Below are 19,159 nucleotides of genomic sequence, written 5' to 3'. Positions count from 1 at the left end.
GAGGCTCAGGACTCGACTCTCTTAGTGACTTCGTCTGCCCGCAAGCTTGCCTTGCCTCTCCCTCTCCGACCGCGCACCCGTGGCGTTTTTGCGATCCCGTTCGTACCTCGGTCCATGTCACTAGCCGAACGGACCCGAGCGGCGGCGCGCGAGCGCCCATTCTTGCTGGACGCGCTCCGCGCCGGCGTCGTGAACTACTCCGCGGCGGCCCGGTTTCTCGCCGTCGACGGCGAGGACGATGCCGTCGCAACGGCACTCCGGCGGTACGCCGACGAGCTGCCGGCGGTCGAGCGCACCGAACGGGACGCCCGCGTGACGATGCAGCGTCGCGTCGGTCTCGTCGAGGCGCCCGATCCGGACGCCCTGCTCCGACTCGGCGATGTCGGCGTCGCGCCCGACGGCCAGCTCACCGCGATCGCGGCCGAGGGCGACGTGGGTGCCGGCGACTTGGGCGCCGTCAGCAGGCGACTCGCTGCCGAGGAAATTGGCGTCGAGGCTGCCGCCGCGGTCGACGGCCGACTCACGGTGGTCGTCGAGGGAAGCGACGCTATCGATGCCCTCAGAACGGTCGAAGCGGCGGTCGCCGCGATGCCGGACGCGTCTGATCGGAACTGAGGACGCCGGGCCACTGTCGGCCGCCGGGCCACTGTCGGCCGCCGGGCCACTGTCGGCCGCCGGGCCACTGTCGGCCGCCGGTCCGAATCGTACCGCACACTTTTGTCGGACGCCGCCGAGCCAGTAGGCAAGGATGACAACTAACGACGCGTGCAAAGTGGACTCGTCGGACGACGCTACAGCGCCTTCTCGGACGACGAGCAGCGCAGCGACACGCTTCCGGACAACTGTCGACGTGCAGGCTACGACCGAGGTGGAACGACGATGAGCGACGAATCGGTGCTGCTCGATATCGACGACGGCGTCGCAACGATCACGCTAAACCGGCCCGACGAACGCAACGCACTGTCGCGGCCGGTCGCCGAGGGAATTCGTGACGCACTCGACGACGCCGACGCCGCCGACGCTCGCTGTGTCGTTCTCGAGGGTGCGGGCGAGGCGTTCTCGGCCGGCGGGGACATCGAGGCGATGGTCGAGGGCATCCAGGGCGACCTGTCGGTCGAAGAGCGCGTCCGCGTCGTCGAGCGCTCGTTCAACCGGACGATCGAGCGGCTCGCGGAGTTCCCGCTCCCGACGGTCGCGCTGCTCGACGGGGCGGCGATCGGCGCCGGGGCGTCGCTTGCGATCGCCTGTGACCTCCAACTGGCGAGCGAGCACTGTTCGATCGGCTTTTCGTTTCGCGCGGTCGGCCTCTCGGTCGACTCGGGAACGTCGTATTTCCTGCCCCGGATCGTCGGCGAGAACGTCGCCAAGGAACTGGTGTTCACCGGCGAAGTCGTCGACGCCGACCGCGCCGCCGAACTGGGGCTGGTCAATCACGTCTATCCGGCCGACGAGTTCGACGACCGCGCCGCCGACCTCGTCGATCGGATCGCGTCCGGTCCGACGGTCGCGCTCCGACACGCCAAGCGACTGCTCGGCGACGGCGTCGAGAAGTCGCTCTCGGAGGCACTCGCGGACGAAGCGCTCGCGCAGGGCGTCGCCTTCGACACCGACGACCACGTCGAGGGCGTCGAGTCGTTTTTCGAGGGCCGCGACGCCGAATTCGAGGGACGCTGACGGGCTCCGCGTCGGCGTCGAGATGCCGCGTCGCGGCCGCACCGTTTCGACAGCTACAGCCGTAGCAGCCGATAGGCAACGTCTCCGGAGCGGTCGTGCGGTGTTGAGTGCATGCGGGGCTAACCTTCATACTGTCGGGCTCCGAAGAACAAGATGGCCATGAACTGCAGAGTTGTCGTCGAGGCCGCGGTCCCGGTGTACGATGTCGGGTCGGCTGACGAGGCGGTTCGCATCGCCATCTCGAAGACCGGCGAGATGCTCAACCCCGACCTCAACTACGTCGAGATATCCATGGGTGAGCGGTCCTGCCCCCACTGCGGAGAGTCCCAGGAGCCGGCCTTTATCGCGGCCGACGAAGGCCTCGTCGCGCTCGAACTGGAGATGACCGTGTTCAACGTCGAGCGCGAGGAACACGCCTCCCGGATCGCGCGCAAGGAGATCGGCCAGCGGCTCGAAAACATCCCGCTGGAAGTGCTCGAAGTCGAGGTCGTCGAAGACGAGGACGAGGGCGACGACAGCTCGGACGAGACTGCTGCCGACGCCTCCGACGACGACTCGGAGAACGGCGACGACGAAATTCTGCCTGAGTTCGAGGATCTACTGGAGTAGCGTCTCCCGCCTACCGATCGGTCGAGTTCTTTTCGGAGCCCATCCAGCGGCAGAGCTAGTCGTTCGCGGACGGTGGAGAATCGAAATGCAGAAAGAACGCCCCTAGAGGCGTCGATGAAGCACGGAGAGCGTATCGCAGAAGCGGCGTTAGTCCGCAGTCGCGGCGACGGGTTCGGTTTCTTCCCCGTCGACATCGCTGGTGATACATTTTGCCAGCGCGAAAACAGCGGCCTTGTGGTCGGTTTTGGACTTGTGAATCGATGTCGGCCGTACGCCGAGATCGTCGTAGTCCTGATAATCGAGTGCGGTGTCGTTGTACTCTTCGTAATTGTTGGATACTTCTGCGAGCAGTCCGTGAAGGTGGATGAGCTCCTGCTTCTTCATAGGCAAGAACACCTAACGACTGCAGGGTTATATTATTATCTTGAGTCCCGTTACCATACGGCTGTGTTAACCGTTTTCGTGCGCTTCGTTACGGTTACTGTACTCTCTGGGAAGCGATGGCAGTAAGGCGTGGTTACTGACGATCGAGCGGGCCGCGTTACGAGGCCAGCGGGGCGCTTCCCTCGGCCGATAGCTGAAGATTTTTACGCTCGTGTCGGCTTCGTTGTCACATGGACTACGAGGACCAACTCGACCGAGCGCTGTCGGAGACGCCGGATATCGAGGGCAGCGACGAGCGGTTTTCGGTCCCCGACCCCGACGTTCGACAGGAGGGCAACGCAACGGTCTACGAGAACTTCCAGTCGACCGTCGACCGACTGGGCCGGGAACCAGACCACGTCATCCAGTTCCTCCAGAACGAGCTCGGCACCAGCGGTCACATCGACGAAAGTGGGCGCGCGCGTCTGACCGGTGAGTTCCGCCAGTCCCGCATCGACGACGCGATCGAGGCCTACACCGAGGAGTTCGTGCTCTGTCCCGAATGTGGCCTGCCGGACACCCGCATCGAACGCGAACAGGGTGCGCTGTTGCTCCGGTGTGAGGCCTGCGGTGCGCGCTCGCCCGCGGGCGAGTGATTACTCGAACTGCTTGAGCGTCTCGAGATCGCGGTCGGTGTGCATGAACTCCGCGAGCCGTCGCGTCGCGTGACAGTTCGGACAGTGGAAATTCTCGTGAGAGGACGGAAGGTCGTTGATCGGCGTCTGCCAGTTTTTACCACACTCCGGACATAACAGTTTCACAGTCGCCTCGTCCATGGGGCGTGCTACGCAACGGCACACCAAAAGCCTGCCGGCGATCGTGGCCGGGGCTGTCCGACAGGACCGCGGCTAAACGGGGTTGTAATTAAGGCTGGATTACGGCGTCGCAATGCCGATCTCTAGTGCTGTCGCTATCGAGAGTGGCGTCCGCGAAAAGGTGTTCGTCGGTTAGATGCGGCCGACGTCTTCGACCTCGACGCTCTCGACGCCGTCGACCGTGGCGAACGACTCCTCGACAGCTTCCGTCCCGCCGGCGTCGTCGGGCACGATCACGGTCGGGATGAGCGCGACCAGACCGAAGGCAACGTCGTCACGCTCGACGCCGTTGATCTTCGCGCCCTCGGGGAGGGACTGTTCGAGACGCTCCTGAAGGTCGTCCAGATCGACGTCCGGGCTCTGCGGCATGACCTTGACGGCAGCGGCTACTTTCCCCATTGTTACGGACCCATGAACCCACAGTCGGGGCACTCGTAGAGGTTGCTCTGCTTGCGGCACTTCGCACACCGGACGATCTGGGCGCCACAGTCGGGACACTTGAACGTGGCGGCGCTCGTGCCGGCGATGTTGATCCCGCACGAGACGCACTTTTGCGCTCGCTTTTGTTGGGACTGACTCATACTACTCCGTTCCGCCCCGCCGCTTTTAACGGTTGTCTTTCGTCACCCGCTCTTGATCCATCGGCATCGCGGCTCGACGCCGTCGAGAGGGTCACAAGACGAATGAATCCACTTACACGGACCAGACGAGCAACGGCACGAGCAACACGCCCATCAGATGCACCCGTCGTGCGCCCAGCCGGGCCGGCACCAGTCCGACCGCCGTTGCCGCGAGGAATGCGAGGACGCCGACGGTCCCAGCAAACAACCACGAAAGCATCCCGAGAACAGCGAGGACGCCGACCGAGAGCCATCGCTGGTCGACGCGTCCGACCGCCCGGAGGTACCGATCGCCTACGAGGAGTGTGACGAGAAAGCCGAGAGCGCCAGCCAGCACGACACAGGGAACGAGCACCGCGAGTGTCAGCGGTGCCCCGGACTGTTCGAAAGCGACGATCACGCCGGATCGCGGCTGGCCCAATGCGACCAGCGCGACCAGCGCGAAGATGGCGTTGGCCGTGTCGACGCCGCTGGTCGCCACGACGTAGGCTCGGTCGTCGTCGCCGCCCGGCACGCACGCCAGCACCGCCACAGCGGCGATCGCCGCAGAGACGGCGGGCAGGTAGCCGACGATCGCTCCGGCCATCGCCCCCGCCACCGCAGTCAGTACGACGCGGCGTCGAGACGACCGGACTGCGGTACCGGTCTGCCGCGGGACGCCGCCGCCGTCCATCGCTTCGAGCAAGATGGGTGCGCCGAACAGGCCGGCGAACAGCGGCGCGAGCATCCCGCCTGCCTCCAGCGGTGCAGCCGGATCGAGATCGAGCGCGACGACGCCGAGCGCCCCGCTTCCGGCCTGTGCCAGCAGGCCGCCGAGCCGAGAGCGCGCCCCCGACTCGGCGGCGACCAGCCCGACGAGCACGGCGCCGAGAACGACTGCGACGTTGGCCGACAGCGTCGGATAGACGGCCGTCATCCCCCGCGTGAGCGGGATCGCGAGCGGTACCGCGGCCAGCACTGCGAGGCCGCTGCCCAGCGCCGAGAGCCGGATCGCCTCCTCGCCCCGGCCGGCCAGCACCAGCCGGTGACCCGGCAGCGTCGTCGCGGCGGTCTCGGCGTCGGGCACGCCCAGCGCGAGCGCCGGCACGACGTTGACGAACGTGTGGACGACGCCCGCCGACAGGATGCCGATACCGACGCCCAGCGCGGTGCCCGGTAGCCCCGGTGCGAGCGAGGCCAGCACCAGCGCGACGTTGTTCGCGTGGATCCCCGGTATCAGTCCGGTGAACGTGCCGAGCGTCGCCCCGCAGGCCACCCACGCGAGTGCGCGAGCAGTCAGCTCCGGGTCGACGATCACCTCCATCCGAGTGCCACCATCGGCCCCTGCTGGTTCCGTCATCCGACCTAAACCTGTGGGCGGTTCCGCACCCCGAAACGAATCTGCAACAGACCGTCACTACCGCGAGCGCGTCTGGTACGTTCGCCTTTGTCTCCTCACGAATCAGCACAGTGTATGGCAGCGAACAGACGCCGACACGTACTGATCGCACTGACACTGCTGGTCGCCGTCGTGGCGGCTGGCGGCGTACTCGTTGCCGGCGATACGCTGCTGCAAGACGGTACCGACAACGATACGGCAGCCAACGACACGGCCGTTCCCGAGAACAGGACTGTCGATGTCGACAGAATCAATCTGACGGTGACACTCGAACCCAGCGATGACCTCGAAGGCGATCTCGACTACGAACTCGTCGTCATCGGTGAGATCGCGGCGGCTAACGACGCGGCGAACGACACCGTCGAGTGCAACGGCGAACTCTGCGTCGTCAACGGCACCCTCGGGGCTGATGCCGACGGCGACGAGCGTCCCCGATACGAACTCCGCGGCATCGTGACCGCCGCGACGCCGAGCGAAGGCTTCACCGCGCACGTGAACGGGACGCTGGAGGGCGACGCGATCGAGGGGATCGGACTCGGCGCGTACAACGTCACCGCACCGAACGCAACTGGTGGCGGCATCAACGACAGCGTGGTGCGCGCTGACGGCGGTGGCGTCAGCGGGGAGACGAGCGCCGCGACGGTGCAGTCGTCCGAGAGCGAGGAGTCCGACGGCGCCGCCGAGAGCGCGTCGGTGACGTTCGAGGACTGCTCGACGGCAACGGTCGAAGGCGACGCGTACGCCTACGAGGCCGGCTTGCGCTACTACGTTTCGAGCGGCCTCGACACCAGCACGATCGACGAGAGCGACATCTCGACGCCGACGACCATCGACGGCGCCGCGTTCGTCGGCGACGCCCGCACGACCGACGTGGTGATCGAGACGGTGCTCGTGCTCGACGAGGAGTTCAACGTCGTCGAGCAGGTGTCGAACCCCGACTACGAGGACTGCGTCGAGCGAATCGAACAACAGCAGGCCGACGAGGAGTCCGGCCAGAACGCCGCGGCGTGAGACGGCGCTCCAGCACATTCATCCCCGACGGCGGCCTACCGGCACTATGCTCGCTGTCGGACAGACGGCGCCGGACTTCTCGCTGCCGGGCGTGACGGCACGGGAACCGGCGATCTACGATCTGAACCGCTTCGTCGAGGACATCGATGCCACCGTCCTCGCCTTCGAGCCGTCGGCCCACGCGCCGGTCTGCGAGGACGAACTCCGAGCGCTCGGGGACGCCGGATGGGCCGCACGCGAGGACCTACTCGTCTGGGCGATCACCGGCGATAGCATCTTTGCGAACGCGAACGCCGCGGATCGCCTCGGACTCGACGGGCCCGTTCTCAGCGATTTCCACGCCGGCGTCGCCGACGCCTACGGCGTCCGCCTCGACGATTGGCACGGCCATCGCGACGTGCCGGGACGCGCCCTCTTCGTCGTCGGCCCGGACTGGACGGTTCGCCACGCTTGGCAGGCCACAGATCCGTTCGAGACGTCCACGCCGCTCGACGGCGTCGCGGCGGCGTTGGCCGATCTCGGCGTCGGCGTCACGGCGCCGGCAGTGGAGTACCGCGTCGACGAGTGACCGCGCGCACGGCCCTGTCGGGCGGCGACACTCACTCGGGGCTCTTCTTCGAGAGCACCGTCCGTTCGAACTCACAGACCAGTTCGTCGTCCCCATTGAACACTTCGACGGCCATCGTGACGACGCCGCGCTCGCCGTCGCTCGTCTCGCGCTTGTCGAGCACCGTGGTCTCGGCGCGGATCGTATCGCCGTGATACACAGGAGCGGGATGCTCGACCTCGTCGTAGGACAGGTTTGCGACGATCGTTCCGTCAGTCGTCTCGGGGATCGTCAGCCCCACCGCGAGGCTCAACGTGAGTAGCCCGTTGACGACGCGCTCGCCGAACTCCGTCTCCGCCGCGAACGCCTCGTCGAGGTGGAGGGGCTGCTGGTTCATCGTCATGTCACAGAAGCGCTGGTTGTCGCTTTCCGAGATCGTGCGGCGCTTCTCGTGGCTGATCGTCTCGCCGACCGTGAACTCCTCGTAGTAGCGCCCGGTCATGGGTCGACCTCACCCGGAGCCGTCAAAAGCGCTTGGTGGGGTGGTCGGTCCCCCGAATCACGACAGTTTTTACCCGGTCGGGGCGAACCCGAACGACATGACCGATTCGGGGACCGCAGAGCAGATGACCTTCGGCGACATCGGCTCGGGGGCCGACGACGCCGACGACGGGCGAGACGCCCACGCCGCCGCGGAGGCCCGCGCCGTCGCCGGCGACGGGGGCGGCGACGGCATCGAGACGATCGACCCCTCCCGCGAGGGCGTCGACGCCAAGTACGGCGAGCCCGCCGACACCAAGACTCTCGCCGTGATGCAGGTCGACTACACCATCGAGGGGAACGGGCAGAACGAACGCCCGATCATGCACGTGTTCGGCCGCGACGCCGACGACGAGCCCGAGCACGTCAAACTGATCGGGTTCCGGCCGTACTTCTACGCTCCGACCGACTCGCTGGGCCGGCCGCCAGAAGACGAATACGACGTGCTCACGGGCTCGACCGAGACGGACGAGGACGGCGAGCCCTTCGAGAGCATCCGCGGCGAGAGGCTGACCAAAATCTTCGGCCGGACGCCGCGTGACGTTGGGAACGTCCGCGACGAGTTCGACCACTTCGAGGCCGACATCCTGTTTCCCAATCGCTTTTTGATCGACAAAGACGTCGAGAGCGGGATCGAGGTCCCCCTGCGCCGCGACGAGGACGGCGCCCTGATCGCCGTCCACGACGAAGTCGAGGCCGTCGAGGCCGCTGCCAGCCCCCGCGTCAACGCCTTCGACATCGAGGTCGACGACCGACACGGGTTCCCCGAGCCCGAGGACGCCGAGCAGCCGATCGTCTGCCTGACGAGCCACGACTCCTACGACGACGAGTACGTCGTCTGGCTCTACGACGCGCCGGTCGGCGGCGTCGACGCGCCCGAGGCGCTCGACGGCTACGACCCGATGGCCGAGGACGCCGACTACGAAGTTCGGACGTTCGACTCCGAGGAGGCGATGCTCCGGGCGTTCGTAGAGTACATCACAACGACCGATCCGGACGTGCTGACGGGCTGGAACTTCGAGGACTTCGACGCGCCCTACCTCGTGAACCGGCTGGAGAATCTGGGCCTCTCTTACGACCGGCTCTCCCGCGTCAACGAGGTCTGGGCCGGCGGCTGGGGCGGCCCGGACATCAAGGGCCGGGTCGTGTTCGACCTGCTCTACGCCTACAAGCGCACGCAGTTCACCGAACTCGAATCCTACCGGCTCGACGCCGTCGGCGAGCAGGAACTCGGCGTCGGCAAGGAACGCTACACCGGCGACATCGGCGACCTCTGGGAGCAAGACCCCGAGCGCCTGCTGGAGTACAACCTCCGGGACGTGGAGCTCTGTGTCGAACTCGACCGCAAGCAAGACATCGTCGCGTTCTGGGACGAGGTGCGATCCTTCGTCGGCTGTAAGCTCGAAGACGCCCCGACGCCGGGCGACGCGGTCGACATGTACGTGCTCCACAAGGTCCACGGCGACTTTGCGCTCCCCTCGAAGGGCCGCCACGAGGGCGAGGACTACGAGGGCGGCGCCGTCTTCGACCCGATCACCGGCGTCCGCGAGAACGTCACCGTACTGGACCTCAAGTCGCTGTACCCGATGTGTATGGTGACGACGAACGCCTCGCCCGAGACGAAAGTCGACCCCGAGTCCTACGACGGCGAGACCTACCGCGCGCCCAACGGGACCCACTTCCGGAAGGAGCCGGACGGCATCATCCGGGAGATGGTCGACGAACTCCTCAGCGAGCGCGAGGAGAAGAAATCGCTCCGGAACGAGAACGACCCCGACAGCCAGGACTACGAGCGGTTCGACCGACAGCAAGCGGCTGTCAAGGTCATCATGAATTCTCTCTACGGGGTGCTCGGATGGGATCGATTCCGTCTCTACGACAAGGAGATGGGCGCCGCTGTAACCGCAACAGGACGTGACGTTATCGAGTTCACCGAGACCGCGGCGAACGATCTCGGGCATCAGGTCATTTACGGTGACAGTGTTACCGGCGACAGACCGGTAGTTGTTCGGGACCCTGACAGCATGATGCGCGTCGTTCCGATCGAACAACTCTTCGAGCGCGCGGACACGACGACGGAGTCTGAACTGTTGATCACCGCTGACGGCGGCCCCGTCGCGTCGGCGTCACTCGGCAAGGACAGGCGCGAAATCGACGGTTGGGAAGCACTTTCCCTGAGCGACGACGGCAATCCCGAGTGGCAACCGATCGAGCAGGTAATCCGGCACGAAACCGACAAACCCGTTGTCGACGTTCAGCACAAGTTTGGAGAGTCGACGACGACCCGAGATCATTCGTTCGTCGTCGAAGAAGACGATGACTTCGTCGAAGCTTCGCCTGAAGACCTCGATGAACCGCTGCGTATTCCCGGAGTTCCCTCACTCGAGAGCGTCGAAACGATCGACGTGTACGAGGTGTTACGCGGATACACCAGAGAGTACAAGGACGGCCGAAGTGTCGGAAGCGAAGACGCCGAGACGAAGGTAAAGCGGATACACGCGGACGAAGAGTACGTCTGGTTCGGCCATGAGCACCACGGGAGTTTGGATTCGACGATCAAGGTCCAGCGTCACGTCGATCCGGATTCCGAGGACGGGAAAGCGCTCGTTCGCCTCCTCGCTGCCTACGTGACGGAAGGGAGCGCCTCGACTGTCGAGACGACCGATCGGAAGTTCGGGGCGAGTATCTCGGAGTCGCGCAGCGAATGGCTCAAAGGCCTACAGACGGATTACGAACGACTGTTCGAGGGAGCGACAGCTAGTATCATCGTATCCGATAGCAGCGACGAGCGCGTTATCGAGGATGGCGACGCCGAAATACGGTACGACGATCAGACGCGAAAGCTGCAGATGATGAACGAGCTTTCGGCGGTGTTCTTCCGGGAGTTCGCTGGTCAGACTTCTCGAGGGAAACGCATCCCTTCGTTCGTCTATCACCTATCCAATGAACTCCAAGAGCTGTTTCTCGAGGTCCTCGTTGAAGGAGACGGCTCGAGGGAATTCCCGCGGTACTCGGACGAGTACTGTCAGCGTAACTTCGACTTCGAGACGACGAGCCGCAAACTCGTGGCGGGATTGTCGATGCTCCTCACCCAGCGAGGGCGGAAGCACTCGTTCAAATACCGCGAAAGTAAGAAGAGCTACACGATTCGCACGTGCGATTATTACCGCTCCGGTCGAGATCCGGTAGTCCACGAAACTGACCACGACGGACACGTGTACGATCTTAGCGTCGCTGAAAACCAGAACTTCGTCGACGCCGTCGGCGGGGTTGTCCTTCACAACACGGACTCGGTGATGCTCGAACTCGGTCCCGAGATCTCGAAAGACGACGCCATCGATCAGTCCTTCGAGATCGAGGAGCACATCAACGACGCCTACGACGAGTTCGCGCGCGAGGAACTGAACGCCGACGAACACCGCTTCCAGATCGAGTTCGAGAAGCTCTATCGGCGCTTCTTCCAAGCGGGCACCAAGAAGCGCTACGCCGGCCACATCGTCTGGAAGGAGGGCAAAGACGTCGACGACATCGACATCACCGGCTTCGAGTACCAGCGCTCGGACATCGCGCCGATCACCAAGGAAGTCCAGTTGGAAGTCATCACCCGAATCGTCCGCGGGGAGGACATCGAGGACGTCAAAGACTACGTCCACGAGGTGATCCAGCGCGTCCAGAGCGGCGACGTGTCGCTCGACGAGATCGGTATTCCCGGCGGAATCGGCAAGAAACTCGACAACTACGACACCGACACCGCGCAGGTCAGGGGCGCGAAGTACGCCAATATGCTACTCGGGACGAACTTCGCCAGCGGCTCGAAGCCAAAACGGCTCTACCTGCAGAAAGTCCACCCCGACTTCTTCGAGCGCGTGGAGAGCGAAGACGGGCTCAATCCACAGACAGACGCGCTGTACGGCGAGTTCAAGCGCGACCCGGACGTGATCTGTTTCGAGTACGAAGACCAGATCCCCGAGGAGTTCGAGGTCGACTACGAGAAGATGCTCGACAAGACGCTCAAGGGACCGATCGCCCGCGTGCTGGAGGCGCTTGACATCTCGTGGGAGGAAGTCAAAAGCGGGCAGGAACAGACGGGCCTCGGCAGCTTCATGTGACTCGGCTCACGCCTCACTCCCCGAGCAGTCGTTCGTAGACCGGCCACGAGGCGTCGCCGCTCGGTGCGTCGACCGCCTCGCCGTCGACGACGACGCCCGAGCCGTCTTCGACGCGTCCGGCGACGCCGACCGGCGTCCCCCGATCTTCGAGCGCCGAGACGACGGCGTCGGTGTCCTCCGGATCTACGGTCAAGAGCAACGTTCCGGCGGTGCTCGCACGCCACGGATCCATCGACAGCGCATTGCTGACCGCCTTGACGCCCGGCAGCATCGGCACGGCGTCCGTCTGGACGTCGAGGTGAACGCCTGCGCTCCCGGCGACTTCGTGGAGTGCGCCGACCAGACCGCCCTCGGTCGCGTCGTGCATCGCGGTCACGCGACCGGCCTCAGACGCCGCTGCGCAGTCTCGCACCGTCTCCACGTCGTCGAGGCGTTCTTGGGCGGTTGTCACCGTCTCCGCGGGCAGGTCGATCTGTTCGGGAAACAGCGAGGCCAGCAGTCCCGTCGTCTCGACGGCAGGCCCCTTCGTTATCAGTAGGTCGTCACCCGGGCGAGCGCCGTCGGGGCGCACGAGGTCGTCTGCGTCGCCGACCGCGAACGCCGTCCCGTTGCCGACCCACGGATACCGGCTCTCGTCGTACCGAGCGGTGTGGCCCGTGAGGACGCCCACGCCGAGATCGCGGCACTCCTCGTCGATCGCGCTCCAGAAGCGCGCGAACTGTTCATCGGTCGTTTCAGGGGGTAAGGACAGTGAGACGGCGACGTGCGAGGGCGTCAGTCCCGAGACGGCCACGTCCGAGAGGACGATCCGAATGCCGAACCGTCCGGCGCGCTCGAAGCCCAGTTCGGGCAGGATCGAGATCGGATCGGTAGCGACGGCCAGAACGCTGTCGTCGATGTCGAGCAGTCCGAAGTCGACGCCGTAGGTCGGGCCGATTGCGATGTCGTCGCGGGGGGCACCCAGCCGCGAGGCGATCTGGCCCTCGAAGAACTCTCGGTCGACTTTGCCCGTCTCGTCCATACCGACGGATTTCCCGCGAGCGGTTTCTGTGTTCCTACTCGGGCCGAACAGCTGACACTCGACGGTCTGTAGTTGTGTTTGAGAGCTAGAACACCCGCTGCCGGCCCAGCAGCGGCGTCGAGCGCCGGGAAAGTCCAGTGGAAAACTGCCGATCGTGAGTTGGTAAACTGAAAAAGTATTTTTCCCGAAAGACAACTGATTGCGTGAAATGCGAAACCATTATGGGTAGCCGCCCCCACCGTTCGAGTGACAGAGGACTATTCACCAATGGCTACGCTACAACTCAAAAATCTCCACGCGAAGGTAGCAGAGGAGGGCGGCGAGCAGATCCTCAACGGCGTCGACCTCGAGGTCGAACCCGGTGAGATCCACGCGCTGATGGGTCCCAACGGGAGCGGCAAGTCGACGACAGCGAAGGTCATCGCCGGCCACCCCGCCTACGAGATCACCGACGGCGAAGTGCTGCTCCACTTCGAGGGCGACGAGTTCGAGGACATCGAGATCGACGAGGACCAGACGACTTGGAATCTGCTCGAGCTCGAACCCAACGAGCGCGCCGCGCTCGGCGTGTTCCTCGGTTTCCAGTATCCCGCCGAGATCGAGGGCGTCACGATGTCGAACTTCCTCCGAACGGCGCTCAACGCCAAGATCGAGGAGCGCGAGGAGCTCTTCGAGGGCGAAGAGGACGATGACGCCGAGGAAGAAGCCGACGACGAAGGCTACGAAACCTCCCCGATGGAAGGCCCCGCCGACGAGGGCGAAGTCGACGTTGCGCAGTTCCAGCAGATCCTCTCCGAGAAGATGGAGCAGCTCGACATGGACGAGAAGTTCGCTCGCCGATATCTGAACGCCGGCTTCTCCGGCGGCGAGAAGAAACAGAACGAGGTGCTCCAGGCCGCCATTCTCGAACCCGAGATCGCCGTGCTCGACGAGATCGACTCCGGGCTGGACATCGACCGCCTGCAGGACGTTTCCGACGGCATCAACGCGCTGCGCGACGAGCAGGGCACCGGCATCCTGCAGATCACCCACTACCAGCGGATCCTCGACTACGTCGAGCCCGACCACGTCCACGTGATGCTCGACGGCGAGATCGCCATGAGCGGCGACGCCGAACTCGCCGAGACGCTCGAGGACGAGGGGTACGACTGGGTCCGAGAGCAGGTCTACGAGACAGCCTGATACGGCTCCAGCGACTACCATCCAACACTAAACCATGAGTTCAGATCAAGACCACCTACAAGAGACCGACACCGAGGAGCGGTTCGAGTTCAAGAAAGAGGAGAAATCCGCCGTCCGCTCCGACAAGGGACTGACCGAGGAGGTCGTCCGCCTCATCAGCGAGGACAAAGACGAACCCGAGTGGATGCTCGAGCGGCGCCTCCGCGCGTTCCGACAGTACGAGGAGATGCCGATGCCGAGCGGCTGGCCGGGCATGCCCGACCTTTCGGGGCTCGATGTCGAGGAGATCGTTCCCTACATCCGCCCGGACGTCGACAAGCGCGAGGGCGCCGACGACTGGGAGGACCTCCCCGACGAGATTCAGGACACCTTCGAGAAGCTGGGCATCCCCGAGGCCGAGCGCAAGGCGCTCTCGGGCGTCGGCGCCCAGTACGAGTCGGAGGTCGTCTACCAGAACATGCAAGAGCAGTGGGAGGAGAAGGGCGTCATCTTCTGCAACATGGACGAGGCCGTCCAGGAGCACGAAGAGCTCGTCAAAGAGCACTTCATGACGAACTGCGTCCCCCCGAGCGACAACAAGTTCGCGGCGCTCCACGGCGCGGTCTGGTCGGGCGGCTCGTTCGTGTACGTCCCCGAGGACGTCACCGTCGAGATGCCCGTGCAGGCGTACTTCCGGATGAACTCGGAAGGGATGGGCCAGTTCGAGCACACGCTCATCATCGCCGAGCCCGGTAGCGAGGTTCACTACATCGAGGGCTGTTCGGCGCCGAAGTACGGCACCCACAACCTCCACTCCGGCGGCGTCGAGGTCTTCGTCAAGGAGGACGCCCACGTCCAGTACTCCACGGTGCAGAACTGGTCGAAGAACACCTACAACCTCAACACCAAGCGCGCCATCGCCGAGAAGGGCGGCACGATGGAGTGGATCTCGGGCTCGATGGGCTCGAAGGCCACGATGCTGTACCCCTCGACGATCCTCAAGGGTCGCGGCGCGACGGACAACCACATCACCATCGCCTTCGCGGGCGAGGGCCAGGACATCGACACCGGCGCGAAGGTGTACCACAACGCGCCCGACACGAAGTCGACCGTCGAGTCCAAGTCGATCGCCAAGGACGGCGGCCGCACCAACTACCGCGGGCTCGTCCAGATCGCCGACGGCGCCGAGAACTCCTCGACGGCCGTCGAGTGCGACGCCCTGATGTTCGACAACGAGTCGACCAGCGACACGATGCCGTACATGGAGATCGAGGAATCGAAGGTCAACGTCGCCCACGAGGCCACCGTCGGCAAGATCGGCGACGAGGACATCTTCTACCTCCAGTCGCGCGGTCTCGACGACGACGACGCCAAGCAGATGATCGTCTCGGGCTTCATCGAGCCGATCACGGAAGAACTGCCCATCGAGTACGCGGTCGAGCTCAATCGCCTCATCGAGCTCGAGATGGAGGGGAGCCTCGGATAACATGAGTACGCAGGTACACGCCACGATCGACGAGAGCACCGTTCGCCAGATCTCCGAGGAGCTCGGGGAGCCCGAGTGGCTCCTCGAAACGCGTCTCGACGCGCTCGACGCGCTGGAGGACCTCGGCATGCCGTCGGTCATCCAGACGCCGGGCCGAAAGTGGACCAACCTCGAAGACCTCGACTACGAGTCGCTGGTCGATCCGCTGAACGCCGCCGAGGAGAAAGAGCTCGTCGACGCCGAGGGCGTCGAGGTGCTCCCCTGGAGCGAAGCCGTCGACGAACTCGACGACCTGCTCGAAGACAACTTCGGGAACGTCGTCGATCCGCAGTCGAACTACCTCACCGCGCTGTCGACGGCGCTGTTCTCGACCGGGACGGTCGTCTACGTCCCCGAGGGCGTCGAGGCCGAGGACGTGAAGGTCCGCACCGAAATGAACAGCCAGTCGCTGTTCAACTACACGCTCGTCGTCGCCGAGGAGTCCTCCTCGGTCACGCTGCTGGAACGCCAGAGCACGGGCGACGCCGATGTCGAGGGCGACCGCTACTACAGCGGCGTCGTCGAGATCGCCGCCGGCGAGAACTCCAACGTCCAGTACGGCTCGCTCCAGAACGTCGACGAGGAGACGTACAACTTCACCCACAAGCGCGGTGACGCCGGCACGTACGCCACGATCAACTGGATCGAGGGCAACATCGGCTCCCGCCTGACCAAGTCCAGCGTCGAGACCGAACTCAACGGCGACAGCTCCGAGTCCCAGATCGTCGGCGCCTTTTTCGGCCACGAGGACCAGCACTTCGATCTGGACGCCCGCGTCTGGCACCGTGCCGAGCACACCACCGCCGATCTGGTGACCCGCGGCGTCATCGACGACGTGGCACGCTCGGTCTACGAGGGCGTTCAGGACGTCGGCTCTGGCGCGTGGGACACCAACTCCTACCAGCGCGAGAACACGCTGATGCTGTCGGACGAGAGCGAGGCCGACGCCTCCCCGAAGCTGATCATCAACAACCACGACACCGAGGCCAGCCACTCCGCGACCGTCGGTCAGGTCGACCAGGAGGAGCTGTTCTACATGATCAGTCGCGGCGTCGATCCCGAGAAAGCGGTCAACATGCTCGTCGAGGGCTTTTTCGTCCCCGTTCTCGACGAAGTTGCGGTCGACGAACTCCGCGAGGATCTCGAAGACCTCGTGGCGCAGAGACTGCGGGAATAGCGCCGCTTTCGGTTCGTTTTTCTTCGGCCTCCGACCCCGAGTAGCGACGGCTCAGCCGCGTTACTGTCCGGAATATCGGCGGTCGAGTTGCCCTCCAGCGCCCGCGCGAAGCGACGCCGAAGCAGAACTCGACTGGCGTTGCTCGTCGGCGACGATGAACTGTACTTCGACGACCAGCGGCTCCTCGGTGTCCTCGCTGAGTTCGCGGTAGAGGCGATCGGTCAACGCCGGGCTGACGCCCGGATCGCGGCTGGAGACCGTAATGAGAACGCGGTCGATCGACCGAACGGGGTAGTCCTCGTCGAGCACCACTTCGACGGTTTCGAGCTCGTACTCACCGTATTCGGACTCGTTGAGCACGGCAGCCACGTCCGCTTCGGCGGCCGATTGGACCTGCGTGGTGTGGATGTCGAGCATCGTGACGCCGGCCAGCGGCGCCGCCAGCACCAGCAACGCGGCGGCGAAGAGCGCCGCGTACGCGTAGGTTTCCGTCCGCGTCGGGGCGACCTCGAACAGCCCCTGTGGGCGATAGCCCGCAATCCACAGCGTCGAGAGAGCCGCGAAGTTGATCGACAGCACGTTCACGGCCACGAGTCCGGCAGCGCCCAGCGCCGCCCCGTACATCCCCCACGCGACGGTGATCCCGACGGCGGCCGCTGGCGGGATGAGCGCGGCGGCGATCATGACGCCGACGATCGCTTCCGAAAACCCTCGTGTCAGACTCAGGATGCCGGCGACGCCGGCGCCGAGCGCGACCGCCAGCGAGAGCAGGTTCGGCGAGACGCGCTCTTCGAGTTCTGTCGCCACGACGATGTCGACGCCCGCCGGTTCGAGGCCCGCCAGACGGGCGAGGACGGCGATGCCGATCGAGGCCGAGATGACCACGGCGAGACCGGCGAACTGGTAGGCGAATCCGGTCGATCTGAGATTGCCGTCACCGGTGACGATCCCGATGTTGGCCGCCAGCGCGGGACCGATCAGCGGCGCGATCACCATCGATCCGACGACGACCGCCGGCGAATCCGCGAGCAGCCCGGCTGTAGCGACGACGGCGCTGATCAGCAACATTGCGACGTAGATCGGGAACACCGGCATCAGCTCCTCGGCTTTCGTCCGGAGGACCTGCCGCGACGTGCGGGCGCCCCGCTTACCGCCGCGGCCGTACTGGTCTCGGAGCCGAGCGAACTGTTCGGACAGCACCGTCTCGGCGTCGATCACGACGACGCTGGCGTCGTCGTCGATACCCGCCTCGTGCAGGCGATCGAGTACCGGTTCGACGGCCCGAGTCGGGAGTGGAAAGCGGACGACCGCGGTGTAGCCTCGGCCGCTCGTCTCGTCGCTGGCGACGTAATCGACGCCCTCATCCTCGAGAATGCCGAGGACGGCACTCCGTTTGCCGCTCGGCACCCTGATTTCGAGGTAGCGCATGGGTGAGGTAACCACAGATCGGCGGATAGCTGTGGGGGCGCTGTGGCTGTCGGCTGTGTCGCCGCTCGTCGGTCCGCCGGACCTCGGGCTGGGTGCCGGAGATGTCGCGCGACGCCGAAAGTAGGGAGCGTTAAGTGACCGGCTCCCCGAGTGGTGGATATGAGCTTGGGTCAACGCGTCTCGACGGACCGCCAGCTCGCCCGACTCTTGCAGATCGGGGTCGTGCTGGAGGAGGTCGTCGAGGCGCGTGCCTATTCGCACTTGGAGTCGCTCTCGGACGCCGAGCGAGACGAACTCGACGACGCCATCGAGCAGTTGCTCGACCACGCCGCCGAGGAGTCCGCCGAGCACCGCGCCCGGCTGGAGTCGCTGATCGACGAGATGGACGCCGAGACGGTCGGCTACGACGAGATCGAACTGCTGGTCCGCGAGAACTACGCGCAGAACCAGCCCGAGGACTTCGACGGGCTGCTGTACGACCAGCTCTGCAACGAGGAGACGGCCTACAAGTTCTACGACGATCTCATCGAGGCGATCGAGGCCAGCGACGCCGACTACAGCATCGACCAGCAGGGCGTGCTCGACACGCTGTATGCGATCCGCGAAGAGGAAAAAGAGGGCGTCGAGGAAGTGACCGCGATCATGGAGGAACGCGAATGAGCGCCACTGCGGCTGCGCCGGGTGATCTCGCATGAACACAGCAGACCAGTACCTCAAGGCGATCTATCTCGCACAGATGATCGAAGACGGCCCGGCGTCGACCGGCACGCTCGCCGATATGCTCGACGTCAGCCCCGCCAGCGTCAACGAGATGATCGGCAAGTTGGAGGATCGCGGCCTCGCCGACCACGAGAAGTACAAGGGCGTCGAACTCACCGACGAGGGGATCGGCCGGGCCCGCGACGCGATCCAGACGTACTGCATCATCGAACGGTTTCTGGCGAACGTGCTGGAAGTCGAGAGCTACCGCGAGGAGGCCCGCGCCCTAGAGAGCGTCATCGACGACACCGTCGCCGAGCGACTCGACACGATCATCGATCGGCGCTCGGAGTGTCCGGACTGCTTCGATCCCGAGGCCGACCGCTGTGAGTGTCTCACGGTCGAAGGGAAAGCGGACTGAA

At 65.0% G+C, this 19,159-nt stretch carries 21 protein-coding genes; 13 read left to right on the top strand and 8 right to left on the bottom strand.

Annotated elements, in window-relative coordinates; translation table 11 throughout:
* Positions 1-114: 114 nt before the first annotated feature.
* The 3 genes from CRO01_RS04020 (at position 115) to CRO01_RS04010 (ending at position 2,283) form a co-directional block, all read left to right on the top strand.
* Complete coding sequence (locus CRO01_RS04020) at positions 115-615, top strand: DUF7523 family protein (protein WP_097007813.1); 501 nt, start codon at positions 115-117, stop codon at positions 613-615.
* Positions 616-879: 264 nt separating this feature from the next.
* Positions 880-1,674: an enoyl-CoA hydratase/isomerase family protein gene (locus tag CRO01_RS04015; RefSeq protein WP_097008330.1), complete on the top strand. Its 795-nt coding sequence runs from the start codon at positions 880-882 to the stop codon at positions 1,672-1,674.
* 159 nt (positions 1,675-1,833) lie between these two features.
* Positions 1,834-2,283, top strand: a complete 450-nt coding sequence (locus CRO01_RS04010) for a DUF555 domain-containing protein (RefSeq protein ID WP_097008329.1) — start codon at positions 1,834-1,836, stop codon at positions 2,281-2,283.
* Between the two features lie 147 nt (positions 2,284-2,430).
* On the opposite strand, the gene CRO01_RS04005 is transcribed toward CRO01_RS04010, so the two are convergent.
* The gene (locus CRO01_RS04005) at positions 2,431-2,667 is read right to left on the bottom strand and encodes a UPF0058 family protein (protein WP_097007812.1); all 237 of its coding nucleotides are present in this window, start codon (positions 2,665-2,667) and stop codon (positions 2,431-2,433) included.
* Between the two features lie 230 nt (positions 2,668-2,897).
* Here CRO01_RS04005 and CRO01_RS04000 point away from each other — a divergent pair, with 230 nt between their 5' ends.
* Positions 2,898-3,302 carry a translation initiation factor IF-2 subunit beta gene (locus CRO01_RS04000; RefSeq protein WP_097007811.1) on the top strand — a complete coding sequence of 135 codons (405 nt, stop codon included), beginning with the start codon at positions 2,898-2,900 and terminating at the stop codon, positions 3,300-3,302.
* Here CRO01_RS04000 and CRO01_RS03995 read toward each other — a convergent pair whose 3' ends face one another.
* The 4 genes from CRO01_RS03995 to CRO01_RS03980 form a co-directional block, all read right to left on the bottom strand.
* Positions 3,303-3,482, bottom strand: coding sequence for a DUF7836 family putative zinc-binding protein (locus CRO01_RS03995; RefSeq protein WP_097007810.1), 180 nt, complete (start codon positions 3,480-3,482; stop codon positions 3,303-3,305).
* Between the two features lie 171 nt (positions 3,483-3,653).
* Positions 3,654-3,920 carry an elongation factor 1-beta gene (locus tag CRO01_RS03990; protein WP_097007809.1) on the bottom strand — a complete coding sequence of 89 codons (267 nt, stop codon included), beginning with the start codon at positions 3,918-3,920 and terminating at the stop codon, positions 3,654-3,656.
* A 2-nt stretch (positions 3,921-3,922) separates the two neighbouring features.
* Positions 3,923-4,102 carry an HVO_2753 family zinc finger protein gene (locus CRO01_RS03985; protein WP_097007808.1) on the bottom strand — a complete coding sequence of 60 codons (180 nt, stop codon included), beginning with the start codon at positions 4,100-4,102 and terminating at the stop codon, positions 3,923-3,925.
* A 112-nt stretch (positions 4,103-4,214) separates the two neighbouring features.
* A complete protein-coding gene (locus CRO01_RS03980; RefSeq protein ID WP_245838497.1) occupies positions 4,215-5,480 on the bottom strand; it encodes a tripartite tricarboxylate transporter permease in 1,266 nt (421 codons plus the stop codon).
* A gap of 114 nt (positions 5,481-5,594) precedes the next feature.
* Between CRO01_RS03980 and CRO01_RS03975 the strand changes: the two genes are divergently transcribed.
* Both CRO01_RS03975 and CRO01_RS03970 read left to right on the top strand, forming a co-directional pair.
* A complete protein-coding gene (locus tag CRO01_RS03975; RefSeq protein WP_097007806.1) occupies positions 5,595-6,530 on the top strand; it encodes a hypothetical protein in 936 nt (311 codons plus the stop codon).
* Between the two features lie 46 nt (positions 6,531-6,576).
* Positions 6,577-7,098 carry a redoxin domain-containing protein gene (locus CRO01_RS03970; RefSeq protein WP_097007805.1) on the top strand — a complete coding sequence of 174 codons (522 nt, stop codon included), beginning with the start codon at positions 6,577-6,579 and terminating at the stop codon, positions 7,096-7,098.
* Positions 7,099-7,129: 31 nt separating this feature from the next.
* Here the strand turns inward: CRO01_RS03970 and CRO01_RS03965 are convergent, their stop codons facing one another.
* A complete protein-coding gene (locus tag CRO01_RS03965; protein WP_097007804.1) occupies positions 7,130-7,579 on the bottom strand; it encodes a MaoC family dehydratase in 450 nt (149 codons plus the stop codon).
* A 97-nt stretch (positions 7,580-7,676) separates the two neighbouring features.
* On the opposite strand from CRO01_RS03965, the gene CRO01_RS16890 reads away from it, so the two are divergent.
* Entirely contained in the window at positions 7,677-11,726 is a 4,050-nt protein-coding gene (locus tag CRO01_RS16890; RefSeq protein WP_097007803.1) for a DNA polymerase domain-containing protein, read from the top strand.
* A 13-nt stretch (positions 11,727-11,739) separates the two neighbouring features.
* On the opposite strand, the gene CRO01_RS03955 is transcribed toward CRO01_RS16890, so the two are convergent.
* Positions 11,740-12,747 (bottom strand): AIR synthase family protein, encoded by a 1,008-nt coding sequence (locus CRO01_RS03955; protein ID WP_097007802.1) that lies wholly within the window; start codon positions 12,745-12,747, stop codon positions 11,740-11,742.
* 267 nt (positions 12,748-13,014) lie between these two features.
* On the opposite strand from CRO01_RS03955, the gene CRO01_RS03950 reads away from it, so the two are divergent.
* From CRO01_RS03950 to sufD, 3 genes are read left to right on the top strand one after another with little or no spacing between them, the layout of a single operon-like run.
* Positions 13,015-13,929 (top strand): ABC transporter ATP-binding protein, encoded by a 915-nt coding sequence (locus CRO01_RS03950; protein ID WP_097007801.1) that lies wholly within the window; start codon positions 13,015-13,017, stop codon positions 13,927-13,929.
* 34 nt (positions 13,930-13,963) lie between these two features.
* Positions 13,964-15,394 (top strand): Fe-S cluster assembly protein SufB, encoded by a 1,431-nt coding sequence (gene sufB / locus CRO01_RS03945; protein WP_097007800.1) that lies wholly within the window; start codon positions 13,964-13,966, stop codon positions 15,392-15,394.
* 1 nt (position 15,395) lies between these two features.
* Positions 15,396-16,610, top strand: coding sequence for a Fe-S cluster assembly protein SufD (gene sufD / locus CRO01_RS03940; protein ID WP_097007799.1), 1,215 nt, complete (start codon positions 15,396-15,398; stop codon positions 16,608-16,610).
* Between the two features lie 60 nt (positions 16,611-16,670).
* Here the strand turns inward: sufD and CRO01_RS03935 are convergent, their stop codons facing one another.
* Positions 16,671-18,038, bottom strand: coding sequence for a TIGR00341 family protein (locus CRO01_RS03935; RefSeq protein WP_097007798.1), 1,368 nt, complete (start codon positions 18,036-18,038; stop codon positions 16,671-16,673).
* On the opposite strand from CRO01_RS03935, the gene CRO01_RS16990 reads away from it, so the two are divergent.
* The 3 genes from CRO01_RS16990 to CRO01_RS03925 are packed head-to-tail and all read left to right on the top strand — an operon-like array spanning position 18,037 to position 19,158.
* Positions 18,037-18,162: a hypothetical protein gene (locus CRO01_RS16990; protein WP_259370006.1), complete on the top strand. Its 126-nt coding sequence runs from the start codon at positions 18,037-18,039 to the stop codon at positions 18,160-18,162. The two genes, CRO01_RS03935 and CRO01_RS16990, sit on opposite strands and share 2 nt — an antisense overlap.
* A gap of 35 nt (positions 18,163-18,197) precedes the next feature.
* Complete coding sequence (locus tag CRO01_RS03930) at positions 18,198-18,698, top strand: rubrerythrin (RefSeq protein WP_097007797.1); 501 nt, start codon at positions 18,198-18,200, stop codon at positions 18,696-18,698.
* A 31-nt stretch (positions 18,699-18,729) separates the two neighbouring features.
* Positions 18,730-19,158, top strand: coding sequence for a metal-dependent transcriptional regulator (locus CRO01_RS03925; protein WP_097007796.1), 429 nt, complete (start codon positions 18,730-18,732; stop codon positions 19,156-19,158).
* The last annotated feature ends 1 nt before the right edge of the window (position 19,159 follow it).

The organism is Natronoarchaeum philippinense (assembly GCF_900215575.1).
GTDB classification, from domain to species: domain Archaea; phylum Halobacteriota; class Halobacteria; order Halobacteriales; family Natronoarchaeaceae; genus Natronoarchaeum; species Natronoarchaeum philippinense.
This window is presented reverse-complemented; position numbering and strand designations above follow the sequence as displayed.

What these genes read in the sequence shown, in the direction of transcription:
- CRO01_RS03935 (WP_097007798.1), bottom strand. Translation starts at nt 18,038, where the DNA reads ATGCGCTACCTCGAAATCAGGGTGCCGAGCGGCAAACGGAGTGCCGTC.
- CRO01_RS03975 (WP_097007806.1), top strand. Translation starts at nt 5,595, where the DNA reads ATGGCAGCGAACAGACGCCGACACGTACTGATCGCACTGACACTGCTG.
- CRO01_RS03980 (WP_245838497.1), bottom strand. Translation starts at nt 5,480, where the DNA reads ATGACGGAACCAGCAGGGGCCGATGGTGGCACTCGGATGGAGGTGATC.
- CRO01_RS04020 (WP_097007813.1), top strand. Translation starts at nt 115, where the DNA reads ATGTCACTAGCCGAACGGACCCGAGCGGCGGCGCGCGAGCGCCCATTC.
- CRO01_RS04010 (WP_097008329.1), top strand. Translation starts at nt 1,834, where the DNA reads ATGAACTGCAGAGTTGTCGTCGAGGCCGCGGTCCCGGTGTACGATGTC.
- CRO01_RS03930 (WP_097007797.1), top strand. Translation starts at nt 18,198, where the DNA reads ATGAGCTTGGGTCAACGCGTCTCGACGGACCGCCAGCTCGCCCGACTC.
- CRO01_RS16890 (WP_097007803.1), top strand. Translation starts at nt 7,677, where the DNA reads ATGACCGATTCGGGGACCGCAGAGCAGATGACCTTCGGCGACATCGGC.
- CRO01_RS03985 (WP_097007808.1), bottom strand. Translation starts at nt 4,102, where the DNA reads ATGAGTCAGTCCCAACAAAAGCGAGCGCAAAAGTGCGTCTCGTGCGGG.
- CRO01_RS03995 (WP_097007810.1), bottom strand. Translation starts at nt 3,482, where the DNA reads ATGGACGAGGCGACTGTGAAACTGTTATGTCCGGAGTGTGGTAAAAAC.
- CRO01_RS03955 (WP_097007802.1), bottom strand. Translation starts at nt 12,747, where the DNA reads ATGGACGAGACGGGCAAAGTCGACCGAGAGTTCTTCGAGGGCCAGATC.
- CRO01_RS04015 (WP_097008330.1), top strand. Translation starts at nt 880, where the DNA reads ATGAGCGACGAATCGGTGCTGCTCGATATCGACGACGGCGTCGCAACG.
- CRO01_RS03970 (WP_097007805.1), top strand. Translation starts at nt 6,577, where the DNA reads ATGCTCGCTGTCGGACAGACGGCGCCGGACTTCTCGCTGCCGGGCGTG.
- sufD (WP_097007799.1), top strand. Translation starts at nt 15,396, where the DNA reads ATGAGTACGCAGGTACACGCCACGATCGACGAGAGCACCGTTCGCCAG.
- CRO01_RS03925 (WP_097007796.1), top strand. Translation starts at nt 18,730, where the DNA reads ATGAACACAGCAGACCAGTACCTCAAGGCGATCTATCTCGCACAGATG.
- CRO01_RS03990 (WP_097007809.1), bottom strand. Translation starts at nt 3,920, where the DNA reads ATGGGGAAAGTAGCCGCTGCCGTCAAGGTCATGCCGCAGAGCCCGGAC.
- CRO01_RS03965 (WP_097007804.1), bottom strand. Translation starts at nt 7,579, where the DNA reads ATGACCGGGCGCTACTACGAGGAGTTCACGGTCGGCGAGACGATCAGC.
- CRO01_RS04005 (WP_097007812.1), bottom strand. Translation starts at nt 2,667, where the DNA reads ATGAAGAAGCAGGAGCTCATCCACCTTCACGGACTGCTCGCAGAAGTA.
- CRO01_RS16990 (WP_259370006.1), top strand. Translation starts at nt 18,037, where the DNA reads ATGGGTGAGGTAACCACAGATCGGCGGATAGCTGTGGGGGCGCTGTGG.
- CRO01_RS03950 (WP_097007801.1), top strand. Translation starts at nt 13,015, where the DNA reads ATGGCTACGCTACAACTCAAAAATCTCCACGCGAAGGTAGCAGAGGAG.
- CRO01_RS04000 (WP_097007811.1), top strand. Translation starts at nt 2,898, where the DNA reads ATGGACTACGAGGACCAACTCGACCGAGCGCTGTCGGAGACGCCGGAT.
- sufB (WP_097007800.1), top strand. Translation starts at nt 13,964, where the DNA reads ATGAGTTCAGATCAAGACCACCTACAAGAGACCGACACCGAGGAGCGG.